At 70.3% G+C, this 19,791-nt stretch carries 18 protein-coding genes; 5 read left to right on the top strand and 13 right to left on the bottom strand.

Annotation, left to right across the window (positions count from 1 at the left end; translation table 11 throughout):
* Window positions 1–9: 9 nt before the first annotated feature.
* Window positions 10–660 (bottom strand): DUF1326 domain-containing protein, encoded by a 651-nt coding sequence (locus QCN29_RS25275; RefSeq protein WP_279931009.1) that lies wholly within the window; start codon window positions 658–660, stop codon window positions 10–12.
* Between the two features lie 193 nt (window positions 661–853).
* On the opposite strand from QCN29_RS25275, the gene QCN29_RS25270 reads away from it, so the two are divergent.
* The 3 genes from QCN29_RS25270 (at window position 854) to QCN29_RS25260 (ending at window position 3,794) form a co-directional block, all read left to right on the top strand.
* Entirely contained in the window at window positions 854–1,636 is a 783-nt protein-coding gene (locus tag QCN29_RS25270; protein ID WP_398859931.1) for a DUF2182 domain-containing protein, read from the top strand.
* Between the two features lie 179 nt (window positions 1,637–1,815).
* Window positions 1,816–3,297, top strand: a complete 1,482-nt coding sequence (locus QCN29_RS25265; RefSeq protein ID WP_279931008.1) for a DNA-3-methyladenine glycosylase 2 family protein — start codon at window positions 1,816–1,818, stop codon at window positions 3,295–3,297.
* Between the two features lie 11 nt (window positions 3,298–3,308).
* A complete protein-coding gene (locus tag QCN29_RS25260; protein WP_279931007.1) occupies window positions 3,309–3,794 on the top strand; it encodes a methylated-DNA--[protein]-cysteine S-methyltransferase in 486 nt (161 codons plus the stop codon).
* 76 nt (window positions 3,795–3,870) lie between these two features.
* Here QCN29_RS25260 and QCN29_RS25255 read toward each other — a convergent pair whose 3' ends face one another.
* On the bottom strand, window positions 3,871–4,464 hold the full coding sequence (locus tag QCN29_RS25255; RefSeq protein WP_279931006.1) for a TetR/AcrR family transcriptional regulator: 594 nt from the start codon (window positions 4,462–4,464) through the stop codon (window positions 3,871–3,873).
* Between the two features lie 112 nt (window positions 4,465–4,576).
* Here QCN29_RS25255 and QCN29_RS25250 point away from each other — a divergent pair, with 112 nt between their 5' ends.
* Window positions 4,577–5,587 (top strand): NADP-dependent oxidoreductase, encoded by a 1,011-nt coding sequence (locus QCN29_RS25250; protein WP_279931005.1) that lies wholly within the window; start codon window positions 4,577–4,579, stop codon window positions 5,585–5,587.
* 108 nt (window positions 5,588–5,695) lie between these two features.
* On the opposite strand, the gene QCN29_RS25245 is transcribed toward QCN29_RS25250, so the two are convergent.
* From QCN29_RS25245 to QCN29_RS25235, 3 genes are all read right to left on the bottom strand, one after another.
* Window positions 5,696–6,421: an SIR2 family NAD-dependent protein deacylase gene (locus QCN29_RS25245; protein ID WP_279931004.1), complete on the bottom strand. Its 726-nt coding sequence runs from the start codon at window positions 6,419–6,421 to the stop codon at window positions 5,696–5,698.
* A gap of 192 nt (window positions 6,422–6,613) precedes the next feature.
* Window positions 6,614–7,090: an NUDIX hydrolase gene (locus QCN29_RS25240; RefSeq protein WP_279931036.1), complete on the bottom strand. Its 477-nt coding sequence runs from the start codon at window positions 7,088–7,090 to the stop codon at window positions 6,614–6,616.
* A 173-nt stretch (window positions 7,091–7,263) separates the two neighbouring features.
* On the bottom strand, window positions 7,264–8,949 hold the full coding sequence (locus QCN29_RS25235) for a BCCT family transporter (RefSeq protein ID WP_279931003.1): 1,686 nt from the start codon (window positions 8,947–8,949) through the stop codon (window positions 7,264–7,266).
* A gap of 111 nt (window positions 8,950–9,060) precedes the next feature.
* Here QCN29_RS25235 and QCN29_RS25230 point away from each other — a divergent pair, with 111 nt between their 5' ends.
* A complete protein-coding gene (locus QCN29_RS25230) occupies window positions 9,061–10,215 on the top strand; it encodes a glycerate kinase (protein ID WP_279931002.1) in 1,155 nt (384 codons plus the stop codon).
* Window positions 10,216–10,527: 312 nt separating this feature from the next.
* Here the strand turns inward: QCN29_RS25230 and pssA are convergent, their stop codons facing one another.
* The 8 genes from pssA to QCN29_RS25190 all read right to left on the bottom strand — a co-directional run bounded on the left by pssA (window position 10,528) and on the right by QCN29_RS25190 (window position 19,706).
* Window positions 10,528–11,382, bottom strand: a complete 855-nt coding sequence (pssA, locus tag QCN29_RS25225; protein ID WP_279931035.1) for a CDP-diacylglycerol--serine O-phosphatidyltransferase — start codon at window positions 11,380–11,382, stop codon at window positions 10,528–10,530.
* Window positions 11,375–12,031: a phosphatidylserine decarboxylase gene (locus QCN29_RS25220; RefSeq protein WP_240135141.1), complete on the bottom strand. Its 657-nt coding sequence runs from the start codon at window positions 12,029–12,031 to the stop codon at window positions 11,375–11,377. The genes pssA and QCN29_RS25220 overlap by 8 nt, the downstream gene beginning before the upstream one ends.
* 170 nt (window positions 12,032–12,201) lie before the next feature.
* The gene (locus QCN29_RS25215; protein WP_279931001.1) at window positions 12,202–13,407 is read right to left on the bottom strand and encodes an acyl-CoA dehydrogenase family protein; all 1,206 of its coding nucleotides are present in this window, start codon (window positions 13,405–13,407) and stop codon (window positions 12,202–12,204) included.
* Window positions 13,408–13,410: 3 nt separating this feature from the next.
* Window positions 13,411–13,935: a MaoC family dehydratase gene (locus QCN29_RS25210; protein WP_240135143.1), complete on the bottom strand. Its 525-nt coding sequence runs from the start codon at window positions 13,933–13,935 to the stop codon at window positions 13,411–13,413.
* 87 nt (window positions 13,936–14,022) lie between these two features.
* Window positions 14,023–15,042, bottom strand: a complete 1,020-nt coding sequence (locus tag QCN29_RS25205; RefSeq protein WP_279930999.1) for an HpcH/HpaI aldolase/citrate lyase family protein — start codon at window positions 15,040–15,042, stop codon at window positions 14,023–14,025.
* Complete coding sequence (locus QCN29_RS25200; RefSeq protein WP_279930997.1) at window positions 15,039–17,087, bottom strand: protein meaA; 2,049 nt, start codon at window positions 17,085–17,087, stop codon at window positions 15,039–15,041. Before QCN29_RS25200 ends, QCN29_RS25205 begins: the two co-directional genes overlap by 4 nt.
* A gap of 10 nt (window positions 17,088–17,097) precedes the next feature.
* Window positions 17,098–18,471 carry a crotonyl-CoA carboxylase/reductase gene (gene ccrA / locus QCN29_RS25195; RefSeq protein WP_279930996.1) on the bottom strand — a complete coding sequence of 458 codons (1,374 nt, stop codon included), beginning with the start codon at window positions 18,469–18,471 and terminating at the stop codon, window positions 17,098–17,100.
* A 392-nt stretch (window positions 18,472–18,863) separates the two neighbouring features.
* Window positions 18,864–19,706: a TetR family transcriptional regulator gene (locus tag QCN29_RS25190; protein WP_398859913.1), complete on the bottom strand. Its 843-nt coding sequence runs from the start codon at window positions 19,704–19,706 to the stop codon at window positions 18,864–18,866.
* Window positions 19,707–19,791: the final 85 nt, after the last annotated feature.

Below are 19,791 nucleotides of genomic sequence, written 5' to 3'. Positions count from 1 at the left end.
GGGAGGGGTCTACTCAGGGCCGGACCAGTCGAAGGTGATGTGCTTGCTGGACTGGCCCTCCCGGCTCCACTCAAAGCCGAAGGCGTCCGCGCGGTCGGCCGTCGACCGGCCCCATGTCGCCACCTGGCCGGGTCCGGTCTCGGAGCCCGGCAGATTGTATGTCTGGACGCGTGCGCCCTCCGGAGTGGTGGGCCCGGTCAGCGCCATCGCGCTCGCTTCCACCCGGCCCGGGATGGCTGCCCGCCAGCTGCCCAGGTCGTCGTCGACCGAGAACTCGATGGGGGCGAAGTCCATGCCGCGCATCTCCGCGCCGAACATGCTGATCATCTCGGCAGGCCAGCTGCCCGCCTCACCCCCGAAGATCATTTGCAGAGCCTCCCGCTGTGCCTGGTCGGCCCTCTCGTCCAGGAAGACAGCCGCATAGGCGTCGCTGTGCTCCGCCCACACATTGCCGACGAACGAGCCGAGCATCAGCACATTGAGGCCGTCCAGCTTCACATCGCCGTAGTGCCCTTCACGGACATGCCAGACCAGGACGCCGTCGCACTGCCCGTAGGTCGGAGGCTGCGCGAACGAACAGGGGCACGGCACATCGCATTTACAGGTGTCGAACCAGTCCCCGGACACGTGCCACTTGGGAATCGTCGTCGCTTCCGGCATCTCACTGCCTCCTCACGGCCCTGCACCGGTCGCGGGGAACAGACGCCCGGCAACGCGGGCCCTCGTCTCCAGTGTCCTCCCGCCGCTCTGCCGAGCCAAGCGGACGAGGACCGCCCGGCGCCGCGCGACCCGTAGCATTCTGTGCTGACCTGGAAGCGTGCTGTTCCTCAAGCGCGCCTCCTTGTCCGCACCCATGCGTCCGGGAAATCTGCTCACCGCCCGCCAGATGACCGCCGCCTGGACCCTGATGGTCCTGATCGCGCTGCTCGCATGGCTTCTGGTGGCCGAGCAGGCCGGCGGCATGGGCGTCGGCGCGGGGACGATGGGCATGAGCCTGCCGCTGTTTCTGCTGCTCTGGGTGGTCATGATGATCGCCATGATGTTCCCCTCCATGGCCCCGGTCGCCGTCACCTGGGTCCGGGGCATCGGCCGCCAGTCGTCCGGAGCCGCCCGCGCGGCACGGATCGCCCAGTTCACCAGCGGCTATCTGATCGCCTGGACGGCCTACGGACTCCTCACCTACGGGATCCTCGTCGGCACCGGCAGCCTCGTGGCCGACCACCCCCAGGCCGGACGGTGGATCGGCGCCGGGGCCTTCCTGCTCGCCGGACTCCAGCAGGTCGGCCCGCTGAAGGACATGTGCCTCACCCACTGCCGCAGCCCCATGGGACAGTTGGTGCGCTACGCGGGCTTCCGGCCCTGGGCCCGGGATCTGCGCGTCGGCCTGCACCACGGGCTCTACTGCGTCGGCTGCTGCTGGGGCCTGATGATCGTCCTCATTCCGCTGGGCACGATGAACATCGCGGCCATGGCCGCGATCTCGGTCGTCATCCTGGTGGAGAAGCTGTGGCGGCTCGGCCCGCTGTTCAGCGTCGCCGTCGGTGTGGTGTTCCTGGTCCTCGCCGTGCTCGCCCCGTTCCAGAGCTGGCTCCTGCCCGGCCTTGAGCCCTCCGCGCCGATGGACGAGATGGGCTGAGCGCTTCGCCGGAAGCGCCGCGGCCGGCCGGGCTTGCCCGATCGGCCGCACTCGCGCGCGCCGGGCACAGCCTTGACGGAAGGAGCACCGACACCGCGGATCGCGCCGGCACAGGCAGACAAAGGGTGATGTCGTTTTTCCGCCAGCCGGGGCTCAGCGCCGTGGACCATGCTTGAGCCATGCACACCGACACGGAACGCTGTGTACGCGCCGTCCAGTCGAAGGACGCCCGCTTCGACGGCTGGTTCTTCACGGCCGTGCGCACCACGGGGATCTACTGCCGCCCCAGCTGCCCCGCGGTTCCGCCCAAGCCGGAGAACATGACCTTCTACCCGAGCGCCGCCGCCTGCCAGCAGGCCGGCTACCGGGCCTGCAAGCGCTGCCGCCCGGACACCAGCCCCGGCTCCCCCGAATGGAACGCCCGCGCCGACGCCGTCGCCCGCGCCATGCGGCTGATCCGGGACGGGGTCGTCGACCGCGAGGGCGTCCCGGGCCTCGCCGCCCGCCTCGGCTACTCGACCCGCCAGATCGAACGGCAGCTCCGTGCCGAGCTCGGCGCCGGGCCGCTGGCGCTCGCCCGCGCCCAGCGCGCCCAGACCGCGCGGTTGCTCATCGAGACGACGCCGCTGCCGATGGCCGACATCGCCTTCGCCTCGGGCTTCTCCTCCATCCGCACCTTCAACGACACCGTCCGCGAGGTCTTCGCCCTCACCCCCGGTGAGCTGCGCACCCGCGCCGCCCGCCGCTCCCCGGGCGCCGCGCCCGGCCAGACGCCCGGAGTGATCACCCTGCGGCTGCCGTACCGCACCCCGCTCACCCCCGGAAACCTCTTCGGGCATCTCGCCGCCACCGCCGTCCCCGGAGTCGAGGAGTGGCGCGACGGCGCATACCGGCGCACACTCACCCTCCCGTATGGGCACGGCATCGTGGCGCTCGCCCCGCAGCCCGGCCATATCGCCTGCCGGCTCTCCCTCACCGACCACCGCGACCTCACCATCGCCATCAGCCGCTGCCGCTGGATGCTCGATCTGGACGCCGACCCGGCCGCCGTCGACGACCGGCTGCGCGCCGATCCGGCGCTCGCCCCGCTCGTCGACAAGGAACCGGGACGGCGGGTGCCGCGCACCGTCGACGCCGCGGAGTTCGCCGTCCGCGCCGTCCTCGGCCAGCAGGTGTCCACGGCCGCGGCCCGCACCCACGCCGGCCGACTCGTCGCCGCCCACGGGCAGCCCGTCGACGACCCCGAAGGCGGACTCACCCACCTCTTCCCGCCCCCGCGCCGGCTCGCCGCGCTCGACCCGGAGAGCCTCGCCCTGCCGCGCAGCCGCCGCACCACCCTCACCACGCTGGTCGCGGCACTGGCAGACGGCACACTGTCCCTCGACCCCGGCAGCGACTGGGGCCACGCCCGCCACCAGCTCGCCGCGCTCCCCGGCTTCGGCCCGTGGACCGTCGACGTGATCGCGATGCGGGCTCTGGGCGACCCCGACGCCTTCCTCCCCACCGACCTCGGCATTCGCCGCGCGGCCGCGGAGCTCGGCCTGCCGTCCACCCCCGCCGCGCTCACCGCACGCGCGGCGGCCTGGCGGCCCTGGCGTGCTTACGCAGTCCAGTACCTGTGGGCGGCCGACAGCCACCCCATCAACTTCCTTCCGGTGTAAGGACCCTTCTCATGAGCTCCCGTCAGCACACCGTCATCGACAGCCCCTACGGCCCCTTGGTCCTCGTCGCCGTCGACGGAGTCCTCGCCCGCCTCCATATGGAGAACCAGCGCCACCGTCCACCCGAGCAGACCTTCGGCGAACCGGACCCGCGCCCCTTCGACGAGACGATCCGGCAGCTGAACGCCTACTTCGCCCGCGAACTCACGGAGTTCGACCTCCCTCTGCACCTGGAGGGCACGCCGTTCCAGCGCAGCGTCTGGGAGCAGCTCCGGAAGATCCCCTACGGCGAGACCCGCTCATACGGCAACCTGGCCCAGGCCCTGGGCAGACCGGGCGCCGCCCGCGCCGTCGGCCTCGCCAACGGCAGGAACCCGGTCGGGATCATCGTCCCGTGCCATCGGGTCGTCGGCGCTTCGGGCGGCCTGGTCGGCTATGGCGGCGGTCTGGATCGCAAGCAGCGTCTGCTGGCGTTCGAGAGCGGCACGTCCGGCTGAGCCCGGGGCGTTCCGACCTGACGTCGAACCGCCCCTTGCCGAGCGCGCGGCCGGGTTCGCCGGGCCCGCGGCGGTTTCAGCCACGGGTGTGAGGACGGCGCTTCTCCCCGGCACCGCCGTTCTCTGCGCTTGCCAGGATCGCGCCCGCGACGACATCGAAGAGGTGATCGGCGCGTGGCGTGAGCGAGGGCTGATCGCCGAGCCACGCGAGCGCCGCTACCAGCGCAAACAGATCGGCGCCGTCGATGTCGGTCCGCGCGGTGCCCGCGGCCTGAGCGCGGGCGAGGAGACGCGTGCCGGCCGCGCGCATGGTGACGCACGAGGCATGGAGTGCGGACTCGGTGTCCTCGATGGCGGCCGTCATCAGCGCCACAACGCCCCGATACTCATGCGCGCAGGCGACGCAGTCGCGCAGCCACGAAACGAGGGCATCCTCGGGGGAGCTCGAGGTTTCAAGTTCGCCCGCCCTTGCCGTCAGCTCGTCGAAGCTCGTGCGGAGCAGGGCATCGAGCAGCGCCTCGCGTGTCGGGAAGTGACGGAGCAGCGTGGCGAGCCCGACGCCGGCCCTGCGCGCGATGTCGCGCAGTGATGCGTCGACGCCCTGCTCGGTGATGACGGCGCCCGCAATGGCGAGCAGGTGGTCACGATTCTTCCTGGCGTCGGCCCGCATCTGTCCCTCTTGACTATCCGGATCACTGATCCATATATTCGGATCAGTGATCCGGATAATGTGGATCGCTGATCCGGATAAGCGTATCCCCTGGCGAGGGCGGGAGAAAACGATGCCGACACACACGATGAGAGCGATCCGGCTGCATAAGCACGGCGGCCCTGAGGTTCTGCGCTACGACGAGGTGCCGATTCCCGAGCCGAGGCCGGGGGAGGTGCTCGTTCGCGTACACGCGGTCGGCGTCAACCCTCCCGACTGGTACCTGCGCGACGGGCTGACCAACCTGCCTCCGGAGACGAGGCCGAAGTTCGACCTGCCCGTGATTCCGGGGACGGACGTGTCGGGCGTCGTCGAGGCCGTAGCCGCGGACGTGGACGGTCTGTCCATAGGCGACGAAGTCTTCGGTCTCCTTCGGTTTCCCAGCTTCGACGGCAGGGCGTATGCCGAGTACGTGGCCGCGCCCGCCTCGGACCTCGCACGCAAGCCGGCCGGCATCGACCATGTGCACGCCGCCGGGGCTCCCATGGCCGGGCTGACGGCGTGGCAGTTCCTGATCGAGCTCGGACACGATCACCCGTCGCCCTTCCAGGCGGCGCGGCACTGTCCGGTGGCCCTCGGCCCCGACACGACGGTGCTCGTCAACGGCGCTGCGGGCGGCGTGGGGCACTTCGCGCTGCAGCTGGCGAAGTGGAAGGGCGCACACGTCATCGCGGTGGCATCGGGCGCTCATGATTCGTTCCTGCGCGAGCTCGGCGTCGACCGGTTCATCGACTACACCAGGAGTCGTCCCGAGGAACTCGTCCCCGGCGTCGACCTCGTCCTCGACACCGTCGGCGGCCGCGACAGCAGTCGCTTCCTGCGCACGCTCAAGCGCGGCGGCGCCCTGTTCCCCGTGTTCTTCGCCGAATACGACGACACAGAGACCGCGAAGCTGGGCGTCACGGTCTCGGGCACCCAGGTCCGCTCGAACGGCGCTCAGCTCGCTGAACTGGGACGCCTGCTCGACTCGGGCGCGGTCCGGGTGGCGATAGACAGCACGTTTCCGCTCGCGGATGCCCGAGCGGCGCACGAACGAGCCGCCCGAGGACACATCCAGGGCAAGATCGTGCTCACGGTCGCTTAGGGACGAGCCGAGTCACAGGCGCGGCGGGTGTTCGCCCTCAGGGCACGACGCCGACACGGTGTGTCCCGGGGGACTTCGGAGCGGGGTCCGCGGGCGGAGCCCCGAGCGCTAAACCGCGGCGATCCGCTTCAGCAGCGCCGGAAGCGCCGTGCCGATCGGCTCGCGGATGACCTCCTCGGCCAGTTCGTCGTACGGAGTCGGCTCGGCGTTCACCACGATCAGCCGCGCCCCGTGCTCCGCCGCGATGCCCGCGAGGGACGCGGCGGGCTGCACCTGGAGCGAGGAGCCGACCGCGACGAACACCTCGCAGGCCTTGGCGACGGACATCGCCTGGCTCAGCACGACGGGGTCGAGCCGCTGTCCGAACATCACCGTCGCCGACTTGAGGATGCCGCCGCAGTCCAGGCACGGCGGGTCGCCCTCGCCCGCCGCCACCCGCCGAAGCGCCTCGGCCATCGGGGTACGGGCATGGCAGCCGGTGCACTCCACCGTCCGCGCGGTGCCGTGCAGTTCGAGCACCTTGCGTTCGGGCATGCCGCCCAGCTGGTGGAGTCCGTCGACGTTCTGCGTGATCACCCGCAGTGAGACGCCGGGTTGCCGCTCCAGCTCCGCGACGGCCCGGTGCGCGGCGTTCGGCTCGGCGCGCCAGGTGGCGCTCTCCTGGCGCATCAGCCACGAGCGGCGGCGGATCTCGGGATCGGCCATGTAGAAGTCGTAGGTGACGAGCTTCTCGGCCTCCGGATCACGCCGCCACAGGCCCTGGGGACCGCGGTAGTCGGGGATGCCGGAGTCCGTGGAGATGCCGGCGCCGCTGAGGATGGCGACGAGAGTCATGCCGCGAGCGTACGCAGGGACTTGCGGCGACGGCGAGCCGTTATCCGGGGCGCCGTCGACCACGCACAGCGACGGCCGAGACCGCGGACCATGTACGGCGACGGCGACGGACCGGAGCCCGCCGGCCGTTCAGCGGCCGGGGTCCTTCCGGCCGTCGGCATCCCGCGGCCGGAGCGGACCGCCGCCGCACGGTCAGCCGGGACCGGTGGCCGGCGGCCGTCCGCTCTCCAACTCCACCGGGCCCGTCCGCGCCTCCAGCGCGTCCAGCGAGGCCAGCACGCGGCGGCCGAGCGCCCCCGGCAGATGGGCCGGGATGTCGGCGCGGGAGACCGTGCGCCAGGAGAGCAGTTCGTCCTCCTGCAGCCGGATCGCCTTGAGTCGCGCCTTGCTCAGCACCCCGCCGTCGTACACGTACGCCACGATCGGAGGCCGCCCGGGGCCCGGCACCCAGTCGACAGCGAGCAGCGCGCCCAACTCCACATCGAGGCCGATCTCCTCCAGGGTCTCCCGGCGGGCCGCCTCGCGCGGGCTCTCCCCGTGGTCCGACTCGACGGTCCCGCCGGGAAGCGCCCAGCCCGGACGGTAGTTGGGCTCCACGATCAGGACGCGGCCCTCCTCGTCCCGGAACAGCGCGGCCGCCCCGGCCAGGATGCGGGGCAGGGAGGCGATGTACGAGGAGTAGTCGGCGCCGGGCTCACGGTCGGAAGGGCCGGAAGGGCCGGAAGGGCCGGAAACGCTGGAAGGGCCGGAAGTGCTGGTCACACGTGGCAGCGTAGGACATGGGCGGCGACCGGTGCGGACGGTGTCCTGGGGCGCGGCGTCTTGACGCCATCCGGTTTGGTTCAGCCCGTCCCGCCGTCGCGCTCGTCGGTCTCGGAGCGGGACTTCGCCGCACGGCGCAGCCGGTGGTGCCGGCCCGGCGTCTGCTCGGTGATCGCCTCGCCGACCATCGCCCTGACCGCGTCGCGCAGCCCGTGCAGGGCGTGATGCCGGGGCGGACCCGCGCCCGGATCGGTCAGCAGCTCCGTCAGCAGTGCCCAGCACAGCCCCAGCATCACGACCACGAAGGGCAGCGCCACCAGAATCGTGGCGGTCTGCAGCGAGGTCAGTCCGCCGACGACCAGCAGGACCGCGGCGACCGACGCCATCAGCACGCCCCAGATGACGACCAGCCAGGTCGGCGGGTGCAGCGCCCCGCGGCTGGTGAGCGAGCCCATCACCAGTGAGGCGGAGTCGGCGCTGGTGACGAAGTACGTCATCACCAGCACCATGGCGACATAGGAGGTGACCGTGGACAGCGGCAGCCCGTCCAGCATGCCGAAGAGCGAGGCCTCCACCCCTTGGGCGACCGTCGCGCTCAGGTCTTCCTCGCCGGTCGAGTCCAGCCGGATCGCGGTGCCGCCCATCACGCAGAACCAGAGGACGGTCGCGCCGCTGGGCACCAGCAGCACGCCGATCAGGAACTCCCGGACGGTGCGCCCATGGGAGATACGGGCGATGAAGGTGCCCACGAACGGGGCCCAGGACAGCCACCAGGCCCAGTAGAAGATGGTCCACGCGCCCATCCACTCGGCGTCGGTGAACGCCCCGGTGGCGGTGGCCATCGACAGCAGGTCGTTCAGATAGCCGCCGACCGACTCCGGGATCGTGTCCAGGATGTAGACCGTCGGCCCGAGGAGGAAGACGAAGGTCATCAGCACGGCGGCCAGCACGATGTTGATCGTGCTCAGCCACTTCACGCCCCGGTGCAGCCCGGAGAAGGCCGAGACCACAAACGCCGATCCCAGCACGACGATGATCGTCAGCTGGGTGGAGATGTCGTCGGTGACATCGGCCGTCAGGTTCAGGCCCTTCGCCACCTGGAGCGCGCCGAGGCCCAGGCTGGTCGCGGTGCCGAAGACCGTCGCGAACACCGCGAGCAGGTCGATCACCTTGCCCTGCCAGGACACCGCGCGGCGCGCGCCGATCAGCGGCACGAACGCGGCGCTCAGCCGGTTGCCTCGGCCCTTGCGGAAGCCCGCGTACGCCAGGGCGAGTCCGGCGATGCCGTAGATCGCCCAGGGGGTGAGCGTCCAGTGGAAGAAGGAGAACTCCATCGCGGCGGCAGCGGCGGCGTTGGTCTGCGGCTCGGCGCCGCTCGCGGGCGGCGGGCTCAGATAGTGCTGGAGCGGCTCGCCGACGCCGAAGAACATCAGTCCGATGCCCATGCCGGCGCTGAACATCATCGCGATCCACGCGAGATTGGTGAACTCCGGCTCCGAGTCGTCACTGCCGAGGCGCACCCGGCCGAACCGGCTGAAGGCGATCAGAATGCTCAGCACCAGGAAGACATCGGCCGCCACCACGAACAGCCAGGCGAAGTTGTCGAGGACCCACCCCAGGGCGGTGGACGAAACCTCGTCGAACGACTCCTTGCCGAGGGCCGCCCAGGCCACCACCCCCGCGACCGCCAGGATGCCGATGCTGACGATGGTGTGATCGGGTCTGGCCTCCTCAGGCCTCAGATGATCGATCGGTTCCGTGCTCATGGCGTCACACTATGGTGTGCGATATCCGTGCATGACGGGGTGGCACGCCGTCTGCGGGTGCGGATAGGGTCGGTGCGGCGCGACTGCCTGTTCGACAGCAAAGGATGCAAGGTGACGGACGGAGCAGTGATTCAGCCTGCGCGCGTGCTCGTCGCGGCTGACAAGTTCAAGGGCTCGCTCACGGCCGTGGAAGTCGCGGAACGGGTCATGACCGGCCTGCGGCGGGCGGTGCCGGGGCTCGCGGTCGAGACGCTGCCCGTGGCGGACGGCGGAGACGGCACCGTCGCGGCGGCGGTCGCGGCCGGTTTCGAGCGGCGCGAAGTGCGAGTGACCGGGCCGCTCGGGGAGCCGCTGACGGCGGCGTTCGCGCTCCGGGACGGCACCGCGGTGGTGGAGATGGCCGAGGCCTCCGGCCTGCAGCATCTGCCCGAGGGAGTGTTCGCCCCCCTCACCTCGACGACGTACGGCTCGGGGGAACTGCTGCGGGCCGCGCTGGACGCGGGCGCGAACACCATCGTCTTCGGCGTCGGCGGCAGTGCGACGACGGACGGCGGGGCGGGGATGCTCGCGGCGCTCGGGGCGCGCTTCCTCGACGCGCAGGGTGAGCCCGTGCCGCCGGGTGGCGGCGGGCTGCGGGAGCTCGCCGCGGCCGATCTCTCCGGCCTCGACGCACGTTTCAAGGACGTGGAGCTGGTACTCGCCAGCGACGTCGACAATCCGCTGACCGGGCCCAAGGGCGCGCCGGCCGTCTACGGCCCCCAGAAGGGGGCGAGCGCGGAGGACGTCGCCACGCTGGACGCGGCGCTCGCCCACTACGCGTCCGTGCTGGAGACGGCGGTCGGCCCCCGGGCCGCGGAGTGCGCGCTGGCGCCCGGGGCGGGCGCGGCGGGCGGCATCGGCTACGGGGCGCTGGTCGGGCTCGGCGCCGGCTTCCGCCCCGGCATCGAGGTCATGCTCGACGTGCTCGGGTTTGCCCCGGCGCTGGAGCGGGCGACCCTCGTCATCACCGGCGAGGGCTCCCTCGACGAGCAGACCCTCCATGGCAAGGCCCCGGCGGGAGTGGCGGCGGCGGCCCGCGCCCGGGGCGTCGAGGTCGTCGCGGTCTGCGGCCGCCTGGCCCTGTCGCCCGAAGCCCTCGGCCGCGCGGGCATCCGCCGTGCGTACCCTCTCCTCGACCTGGAGCCCGACCCGGCCCGCTGTATGGCGGAGGCGGGACGGCTGCTGGAGAGGGTGGCGGAGAACATCGCGTGGGAGTTCCTGGGCTGAGGGTGGGCCGTTCCCCCTCCCCGCCCCTTCCCGCAACCGGAGGCTCAGCCCCCGGCCCCCACCCAAGGTGAGCCCACGGGCCTGGAGACCGGCAGACCGGGAGCCGGCAGACCGGGAGCCGGAAGCCGGCAGACCGGAAGCCGGGGGCGTGGCGGGGCGCTCGCTCGGAGCGGCGGCTTCGGACCTGTGCCCCCGCTGGATCGGCGGGGGCACAGGGGGCGTGCTGCCCGCCGGGGTGGAGGCGGAAAAGGGGGAAAGGGGGAGGGCCCCGGCGCACTGCGCGCCGGGGCCCTCCTACTCGTTCGCCGTCCGTCAGGGCAGCTGCGAGGCCGCCCTCGCCTCGCGCCGGTTGTCGCGGAACGTGTTCACACGACGTGCCGTCGCGAAGAGCGGGATCACCGCCCCCAGCACCACCTGAAGCGCACAGCCCGTCTGCAGCAGCAGCTGGCCGCCCGGTGCGTCGAACGCCCACGCCGCCAGCAGGCCCATTGCGGAGATGATCCAGCCGAGCATCGCCACCGCGAGGACGCCCCGCGGCTTGGGGTACTCGACCCGGCTCACCATCAGCCAAGCGGTGCCGATGATCGCCAGCAGGGTGGGGATGAAGGGCAGCTCGAGGAGCACGATCGAGACGACCGTGAGCGCCCCGAAGGGGCTCGGCATGCCCTGGAACATGCCGTCCTTCATCGTCACGCAGGAGAATCTGGCAAGCCGCAGCACCACCGCCAGCAGCACCACGATCGCCGCCACCGCCGAGACCCGCTGGTGCGCGTCGTCGGCGACCATGCCGTAGACCAGCACGAAGTACGCCGGGGCCAGCCCGAAGCTGATCAGGTCGGAGAGATTGTCCAGCTCCGCACCCATCGGCGAGCTGCGCAGCTTGCGCGCGACCAGACCGTCGAACAGGTCGAAGATCGCCGCGCAGAGCATCAGGATCACGGCGGTCGCGGCGGAGTGCCGCGCCATGCCGGTCTCGTCGCTGCCGGTGAGATGTGGGATCAGAATGCCGGTGGTGGTGAAGTACACCGCCATGAAGCCGCAGGTCGCGTTGCCCAGGGTGAGGGTGTCCGCTATCGACAGCCGCAGCGACAGCGGCATGTCCTCCGTGTCGTCCTCTTCCTCGGTCTCCGCCGCCCAGCCGGCCGCCTGTGTGTTGGGGTCAATCACGGTCAATGCGAGTCACCCCCGCGGTCGTGGCCTGCCCGACCTCGACGGCGACCTCGACACCTTCCGGGAGGTAGATGTCAACGCGCGAGCCGAACCGGATGAGCCCGATGCGCTCGCCCTGCTCGACCTTGGCGCCCTGGGGGAGGTACGGCACGATCCGCCGGGCCACGGCGCCGGCGATCTGCACCATCTCGATGTCGCCGAGCTCGGTGTCGAAGTGCCATACGACGCGCTCGTTGTTCTCGCTCTCCTTGTTGAAAGCGGGAACGAATCCGCCGGGGACGTGCTCGACCGAGGTCACGGTGCCCGCGAGCGGCGCACGGTTGACATGGACGTTCAGCGGGCTCATGAAGATCGCGACGCGGGTGCGTCCGTCCTTCCACGGCATGATGCTCTGCACCACACCGTCGGCGGGCGAGATGACCCGGCCCTGGGCGATCTCGCGCTCGGGGTCGCGGAAGAACCACAGCATGCCCGCCGCGAGGGCGGTGGTGGGCACGGCGATGGCCGCGGCGCGCCTGGAGCGGCGCGAGCGCGCCAGGCTGAGTGCCGCGGTGGCGACGGTCGGCAGAAGCCACGGCGATGCTCCGCGCGCGAGGCGTACGCCGAGGAGGCTGTCGCGAGGTGCAGAGGTTTGGCTGTGGGGCATGGATGACCTTCGTAGCGGATGATGCCGCGCTGGCAACGGGGGGACGGCGGCTTTCCCGCGATGTTATCGGGTGCGGGCCGCAACTGGGAAAGCCAGAAGACGAGTCGGCGGCCGGAAGCGGATAACAGGGTGTGATCTTCTTCGCGGCCAAACCGGCTCAAACGCGGCAATCAACCCTGGAACCGGTACTCCTCGAGCAGCCGACGCCCAATGATCATTTTCTGGATCTCGGCGGTACCTTCACCGATCAGCAGCATCGGGGCCTCGCGGTAGAGGCGCTCGATCTCGTACTCCTTGGAGAAGCCGTAGCCGCCGTGGATGCGGAAGGCGTCCTCGACGACTTCCTTGCAGTACTCGGAGGCGAGGTACTTCGCCATCCCTGCCTCCAGGTCGTTTCGCTCCCCGGAGTCCTTTTTGCGAGCTGCGTTGACCATCATCGCATGAGCGGCCTCGACCTTGGTGGCCATCTCCGCGAGTTTGAACTGGATCGCCTGGTGCTGGGCGATCGGCTTGCCGAAGGTGTGGCGCTGCTGGGCATAGGAGACACCCAGTTCGAACGCACGCTGAGCGACGCCGCAGCCACGTGCCGCGACATTCACGCGCCCGACCTCGACGCCGTCCATCATTTGGTAAAACCCTCGGCCGGTGGCGCCCCCGAGTACCCGATTGGCCGGAATGCGCAGTCCGTCCATGATGAGCTCGGTCGTGTCGACGCCCTTGTAACCCATCTTGTCGATCTTCCCGGGGATGGTGAGTCCGGGACGGACCTCTCCAAAGCCGGGCTCCTTCTCCACCAGGAAGGTCGTCATCGACTTGTGCGGCGCGGTTCCCTCGGGGTGTCCTTCGTCACTCCGCACCAGCACGGCCACCAGCGTCGAGGAGCCGCCGTTCGTCAGCCACATCTTCTGGCCGTTCAGGACGTACTCCTCGCCGTCCTTCACCGCCTTCGACGTGATGGCCGACACATCCGAGCCGAGCCCCGGCTCGGACATGGAGAACGCGCCGCGCACCTCGCCGAGCGCCATCCGGGGCAGGAAGGTGTCCTTCTGCTCCTGGGTGCCGTGCTGCTTGAGCATGTACGCCACGATGAAGTGCGTGTTGATGATGCCCGAGACGGACATCCAGCCGCGGGCGATCTCCTCCACGCACAGGGCGTAGGTGAGCAGCGACTCGCCCAGCCCGCCGTACTCCTCGGGAATCATCAGCCCGAACAGGCCGAGCTCCTTGAGCCCTTCGACGATCTGCGTCGGATACTCGTCACGGTGCTCCAGCTCGGTGGCGACCGGGATGATCTCCTTGTCGACGAAGTCCCGGACCGTGGCCAGGATCTCCTGCTGGACGTCGGTCAGCCCGTGCGTCTGGGCGAGTCGGGTCATGGCTTACTTCTCCGCCTTCTTCGGGGGCTCGTTCAGCTCGGGCCTGCCCGGCTGCTCGCCGCCGCGGTCCTTGATGTACGTCTCGGTCGGCACCATCACCTTGCGGCGGAAGACGCAGACCAGCGTGCCGTCCTGCTTGTAGCCCTTGGTCTCCACGTACACGATCCCGCGGTCCGACTTGGACTTCGAGGGCGTCTTGTCCAGCACTCTCGTCTCGCCGTAGATCGTGTCCCCGTGGAAGGTCGGGGCGACGTGCCGCAGCGACTCGATCTCCAGGTTGGCGATCGCCTTGCCGGAGACGTCCGGCACGGACATGCCGAGCAGCAGCGAGTAGATGTAGTTGCCCACGACGACGTTCCTGCCGAAGTCCGTCGTCTTCTCCGCGTAGTTCACATCCATGTGAAGCGGGTGGTGGTTCATGGTGAGCAGACAGAACAGGTGGTCGTCGTACTCGGTGACGGTCTTTCCCGGCCAGTGCCGATAGACGTCGCCTACCGTGAACTCCTCGTAGGTGCGGCCGAACTGCATGGGTGCTGCCTCTCCGGGTGCTGGCCCCGGGCCCCTGCGGGGCCCGGGGCGGGGGATCTCGGTCGCGCCGAACCGCATGGGCCGGCGTCAGGCCTCCGGCTTCTCGAACGTCGACGTGCGGGCCATGCCGGCGGCGCGGCCCTTGCCGGCGATGACCAGGGCCATCTTGCGGCTGGCCTCGTCGATCATCTCGTCGCCGAGCATCGCGGAGCCCTTCTTGCCGCCCTCCTCCGACGTGAAGTAGTCGTAGGCGTCGAGGATCAGCTCCGCGTGGTCGTAGTCCTCCTGCGAGGGCGAGAAGACCTCGTTGGCCGCGTCGACCTGGCCCGGGTGCAGCACCCACTTGCCGTCGAAGCCCAGGGCGGCGGCGCGGCCGGCGACCTCGCGGAAGCCGTCGACGTTCTTGATCTGGAGGTAGGGGCCGTCGATCGCCTGGAGGTCGTTGGCGCGGGCGGCCATCAGGATCTTCATCAGGATGTAGTGGTACGCGTCCGCCGGGTAGCCGGGCGGCTGCTCGCCGACGACCAGGGACTTCATGTTGATGGACGCCATGAAGTCGGCGGGGCCGAAGATGATGGTCTCGATGCGCGGCGACGCCTGCGCGATCGCGTTGACGTTGTTCAGCCCCTGCGCGTTCTCGATCTGCGCCTCGATGCCGATCCTGCCGACTTCAAAGCCCATCGTCTTCTCGATCTGCGTCAGCAGCAGATCCAGCGCGGTGATCTGCTCGGCGCTCTGGACCTTCGGCAGCATGATGCAGTCGAGGTTCGGGCCCGCGCCCTCGACGACCGTCACGACGTCCCGGTACGTCCAGTGGGTCGTCCAGTCGTTCACCCGGACGACACGCGTCTTGCCCGTCCAGTCGCCCTCGTTGAGGAACTTGACGATGGTGTGCCGCGCCTCGGGCTTGGCCAGCGGTGCGCAGGCGTCCTCGAGGTCCAGGAAGACCTGGTCGGCCGGCAGCCCCTGGGCCTTCTCCAGGAAGCGGGGGTTGGACCCGGGCACCGCGAGGCAGGAGCGGCGTGGGCGCAGCCGGTTCACGGCGCCGGAGGGGCCGGTCGCGGAGCGGCCGTCAGGCTGGGCGGTGGCGGGCGACGGGCGGGTCATACGGGGACCTCCGTGTTTTCGAGAGGGCTGAGCTTGTTCGCTTTGCGGATCTCGTCGACGATACGGCCGATGATCTCCGTGATGCCGAAGTCCTTCGGGGTGAAAACGGCGGCGACGCCCGCCGCCTTCAGTTCGGCGGCGTCGCCGTTGGGGATGATCCCGCCGACGATGACCGGAATGGGGGTGTCTCCCGCGTCGCTTGCCCCGGGGGACGCCCCGGCCTCGCGGAGCCGGTGCAGCACATCGGGCACCAGTTCGGCGTGCGAGCCGGACAGGATCGACAGGCCGACGCAGTGCACGTCCTCCGCGAGCGCGGCGTTGACGATCTGCTCCGGGGTCAGTCTGATGCCCTGGTAGACCACTTCGAAGCCCGCGTCACGGGCCCGTACGGCGATCTGCTCCGCGCCGTTGGAGTGGCCGTCCAGTCCGGGCTTGCCGACCAGCAGCCGCAGCCGGCCGGACCCCAGCTCCTCGGCCGTGCGGGCGACCTTCTCCCGTACGACCGCGAGCGGCGAGCCCGCCTCGGCGGCCACTGCCACGGGGGCGCTGGAGACCCCGGTCGGCGCACGGAACTCACCGAAGACGTCCCGCAGCGCCCAGGCCCACTCGCCGGTGGTGACGCCCGCGCGGGCGCACTCCACGGTGGCGGCCATCAGGTTCTCGGTGCCGGCCGCGGCCTTCTTCAGCGCGGACAGCGCCTCGGCGGCCCGCGTCTCGTCACGGCGCGCCCGCCACTCGTGCAGCGAGGCGACGACCCGCGCCTCGTTCTCCGGGTCCACCGTCATGATCGCGGTGTCCAGATCGGCGGTGAGCGGATTGGGCTCGGTCGACTCGAAGCAGTTCACACCGACGATCTTCTCCTCGCCGGCCTCGATCCGCGCCCGGCGCTCGGCGTGCGAGGAGACGAGCTGCGACTTGAGATAGCCGGACTCGACGGCCGCCATGGCGCCGCCCATCTCCTGGATGCGTCCGATCTCCGCGAGCGACTCCTCGACCAGGGCGTCCACCTTGGCCTCGATGACATGCGAGCCGGCGAAGATGTCCTCGTACTCCAGCAGGTCGCTCTCGTGGGCGAGGACCTGCTGGATGCGCAGCGACCACTGCTGGTCCCAGGGCCGGGGCAGGCCCAGCGCCTCGTTCCACGCCGGGAGCTGCACCGCCCGGGCGCGGGCGTCCTTGGACAGGGTCACCGCCAGCATCTCCAGCACGATGCGCTGGACGTTGTTCTCGGGCTGCGCCTCGGTCAGACCGAGCGAGTTGACCTGGACGCCGTAGCGGAAGCGGCGCTGCTTGGGGTTCTCGACCCCGTACCGCTCACGGGTGACCTGGTCCCAGATGCGGCCGAAGGCGCGCATCTTGCACATCTCCTCGATGAACCGGACGCCCGCGTTCACGAAGAAGGAGATACGGGCGACGACGTCGCCGAACTTCTCCTGCGGCACCTGACCGGAGTCGCGAACGGCGTCCAGGACGGCGATCGCGGTGGACATCGCATAGGCGATCTCCTGGACGGGTGTGGCCCCGGCCTCCTGGAGGTGGTAGCTGCAGATGTTGATGGGGTTCCACTTGGGGATGTGCGCCACCGTGTAGGTGATCATGTCGGTGGTCAGGCGCAGCGAGGGACCGGGCGGGAAGACATGCGTCCCGCGGGACAGATACTCCTTGACGATGTCGTTCTGCGTCGTGCCCGACAGCCTGGCGGCATCGGCGCCCTGCTCCTCGGCGACCACCTGGTAGAGGGCCAGCAGCCACATGGCGGTGGCGTTGATGGTCATCGAGGTGTTCATCTGCTCCAGCGGGATGTCCTGGAACAGCCGGCGCATGTCCCCGAGATGGGAGACCGGGACCCCGACCCGGCCCACCTCGCCGCGGGCGAGGATGTGATCGGGGTCGTAGCCGGTCTGCGTCGGCAGGTCGAACGCCACCGACAGACCGGTCTGGCCCTTGGCGAGATTGCGCCGGTAGAGCTCGTTGGACGCCTCGGCCGTGGAATGGCCGGCGTATGTCCGCATCAGCCACGGCCGGTCCCTCTTGCGCTCTGTCATGTCAGGAACCTCAGACGTTCCGGCTGTGTTCGGCAGTCCGCTCCGCCGGCGCGTCACGGAACAGGTTGATGGCGTCGAGGTGCTTGGCGCGCATCTCCTCGTCGCGCACGCCCAGGCCCTCTTCGGGGGCGAGGCAGAGGACGCCGACCTTGCCCTGGTGGCGGTTGCGGTGGACGTCGTACGCGGCCTGGCCGGTGTCGTCGAGGGAGTAGACCTTTGACAGCGTGGGGTGGATCTTGCCCTTGGCGATCAGGCGGTTGGCCTCCCACGCCTCGCGGTAGTTGGCGAAGTGCGAGCCGATGATGCGCTTGAGCGACATCCACAGATAGCGGTTGTCGTACTCGTGCTGGTAGCCGGAGGTCGAGGCGCAGGTGACGATGGTGCCGCCCTTGCGGGTGACGTACACGGACGCGCCGAAGGTCTCCCGGCCGGGGTGCTCGAAGACGATGTCGACGTCCTCGCCGCCGGTCAGCTCGCGGATGCGCTTGCCGAAGCGCTTCCACTCCCTGGGGTCCTGGGTCTGCTCGTCCTTCCAGAACTTGTAGCCCTCGGCGTTGCGGTCGATGATCGCCTCCGCGCCCATGGAGCGGCATATCTCCGCCTTCTGGTCGCTCGACACGACGCAGATCGGCGTGGCGCCGCCGGCGAGGGCGAACTGGGTGGCGTAGGAGCCGAGACCGCCGCTCGCGCCCCAGATCAGCACATTGTCGCCCTGCTTCATCTGCGCGCCGTTGCGGGAGACCAGCTGGCGGTACGCGGTGGAGTTCACCAGGCCCGGAGCGGCCGCCTCCTCCCAGCTCAGATGGTCGGGCTTGGGCATCAGCTGGTTGGACTTGACCAGTGCGACCTCGGCGAGTCCGCCGAAGTTGGTCTCGAAGCCCCAGATGCGCTGCTCGGGGTCGAGCATGGTGTCGTTGTGGCCGTCGGAGGACTCCAGCTCGACGGAGAGGCAGTGGGCGACGACCTCGTCACCGGGCCGCCAGGCGTTGACGCCCGGTCCTGTGCGCAGGACCACGCCCGCGAGGTCGGAGCCGATGATGTGGTACGGCAGGTCATGGCGGCGGGTCAGCTCGCTGAGCCGCCCGTAGCGCTCCAGGAAGCCGAAGGTGGGCAGCGGCTCGAAGATCGAGGTCCAGACGGAGTTGTAGTTCACCGAGCTGGCCATGACCGCGACGAGCGCCTCGCCGGGCCCGAGCTCGGGCAGCGGGACGTCCTCGACGTGGAGTGACTTGCGGGGGTCCTTCTCCCGGGTGTCGAGGCCGGCGAACATCTCGACCTCGTCCTTGTGCACGGTCACCGCGCGGTACGACTCGGGGAGCGTCAGTGCGGCGAAGTCGGCGGACGTGCTGTCCGTCGACGAAATCGCGTCCAGGATTTCCTTCACGGTGTTGCCTCCGGCAAACGGTGCGTTGAGGGAACGCAGAGGGGTACGTCGGAGCTTTGCTTGCTGCTGCTGTGGAGGTGGTGTGCCGTCGGTTCGGCGGGTGGTGCTGTGGCAGCGCGCTGTGGGCGCGGTAAAGGTGCCTGTGACGCAGGCGTCCGGGCGCGCAGATGGTTGCGGGGACAGCCGGCGTACGAGGTGTCTCTGCACGCCGGCCGCCCGGACGACATCAACGTATGGCACGGCGTGCCAGGTGGCAAGACACTGCGTGCCAACAATTTCTCTCAATTGTCATCCCGCGGGCACGCATGAGCAACAACGGCCGCCCCGTCGGGGCGGCCGTTGTCCGGGCAGGTGCGGTTCTGCGGGTGCGGGGGCGGTCGCAGCGGGAGCGGTCAGCCCTTGGCCAGGGCCTTCCGGATGGCGCTCATGACCTCTTCCAGAGGTGCGTCCGTTCGGGTGACGGTGACCACCACGTCGCGGGACTCCGCCGCCACCTCCGAGGGCTCGGCGGCCCTGGGGCTTCTGGTCGCCATGCCCCGCCCCACGCCGATGCCCGTGCCGAAGGTCTCCCGGACGATCGCGAAGGCGTGGTCGAGCTGGGCCTCGACGTCGCCCTTGCCGCCCGCCCGCAGCCAGCGCCGCAGCACATGGTTGTGCGCGGTGACGACCGCCGATGCGGCCACTTCCGCCAGCAGCGGGTCGTCATTGCCGTCGTGGTGGTCGCGTTCGTCGAAGTGGCCCAGCAGATAGCGGGTGAAAAGCCGCTCGTAGCGGGCCACCGACGCGATCTCCCGTTCCCGCAGCGTCGGCACCTCACGTGTGAGGCGGTAGCGCTCGACGGAGACCGCGGGGGAGGCCGCGTACATCCGCATGACCTCCTTGATGCCCCGGCAGACGGTGTCCAGCGGATGCTCATGGGCCGGGGCAGCGTTCAGCACCGCCTCCGCCCGCACCAGCGTGTCGTCGTGGTCCGGGAAGATCGCCTCCTCCTTGGACCGGAAGTGCCGGAAGAAGGTGCGGCGGGCGACCCCGGCCGCGGCCGCGATCTCGTCGACCGTCGTCGCCTCGTACCCCTTCGTGGCGAACAGCTCCATGGCCGCGGCCGCCAGCTCACGGCGCATCCTGAGGCGCTGAGCGGCTGCCCGGCCGCCCGCCGTGTTCTCGGCGGCGTCGGGTGCGGCGGCGGTCGTCTGGGCGGACTTGGGCGGCTGGGACATGCCCTGAACGTACTGCATCCGTGCAGGAGAGCGCGCCTGAGGGGCCGGGCGCGGCCCCTGCGGACCGGGAGTGCCGCCGGGGGCGGGGCCGCCCGCCGACGGC

It is taken from the genome of Streptomyces chengmaiensis (assembly GCF_029846775.1).
In the GTDB taxonomy this organism is placed as follows: domain Bacteria; phylum Actinomycetota; class Actinomycetes; order Streptomycetales; family Streptomycetaceae; genus Streptomyces; species Streptomyces chengmaiensis.
Note: the sequence above shows the minus strand (reverse complement) of the source record. Positions and strands in the feature narration are given on the sequence as shown.

Coding starts and splice junctions, on each gene's coding strand:
- QCN29_RS25210 (WP_240135143.1), bottom strand. CDS start 13,935: ATGCAGTTCGGCCGCACCTACGAGGAGTTCACGGTAGGCGACGTCTAT.
- QCN29_RS25260 (WP_279931007.1), top strand. CDS start 3,309: ATGAGCTCCCGTCAGCACACCGTCATCGACAGCCCCTACGGCCCCTTG.
- QCN29_RS25255 (WP_279931006.1), bottom strand. CDS start 4,464: ATGCGGGCCGACGCCAGGAAGAATCGTGACCACCTGCTCGCCATTGCG.
- QCN29_RS25215 (WP_279931001.1), bottom strand. CDS start 13,407: ATGACCCGACTCGCCCAGACGCACGGGCTGACCGACGTCCAGCAGGAG.
- QCN29_RS25200 (WP_279930997.1), bottom strand. CDS start 17,087: ATGACAGAGCGCAAGAGGGACCGGCCGTGGCTGATGCGGACATACGCC.
- QCN29_RS25270 (WP_398859931.1), top strand. CDS start 854: ATGCGTCCGGGAAATCTGCTCACCGCCCGCCAGATGACCGCCGCCTGG.
- QCN29_RS25275 (WP_279931009.1), bottom strand. CDS start 660: ATGCCGGAAGCGACGACGATTCCCAAGTGGCACGTGTCCGGGGACTGG.
- QCN29_RS25265 (WP_279931008.1), top strand. CDS start 1,816: ATGCACACCGACACGGAACGCTGTGTACGCGCCGTCCAGTCGAAGGAC.
- QCN29_RS25250 (WP_279931005.1), top strand. CDS start 4,577: ATGCCGACACACACGATGAGAGCGATCCGGCTGCATAAGCACGGCGGC.
- QCN29_RS25245 (WP_279931004.1), bottom strand. CDS start 6,421: ATGACTCTCGTCGCCATCCTCAGCGGCGCCGGCATCTCCACGGACTCC.
- QCN29_RS25220 (WP_240135141.1), bottom strand. CDS start 12,031: ATGCCCCACAGCCAAACCTCTGCACCTCGCGACAGCCTCCTCGGCGTA.
- QCN29_RS25235 (WP_279931003.1), bottom strand. CDS start 8,949: ATGAGCACGGAACCGATCGATCATCTGAGGCCTGAGGAGGCCAGACCC.
- QCN29_RS25190 (WP_398859913.1), bottom strand. CDS start 19,706: ATGCAGTACGTTCAGGGCATGTCCCAGCCGCCCAAGTCCGCCCAGACG.
- QCN29_RS25205 (WP_279930999.1), bottom strand. CDS start 15,042: ATGACCCGCCCGTCGCCCGCCACCGCCCAGCCTGACGGCCGCTCCGCG.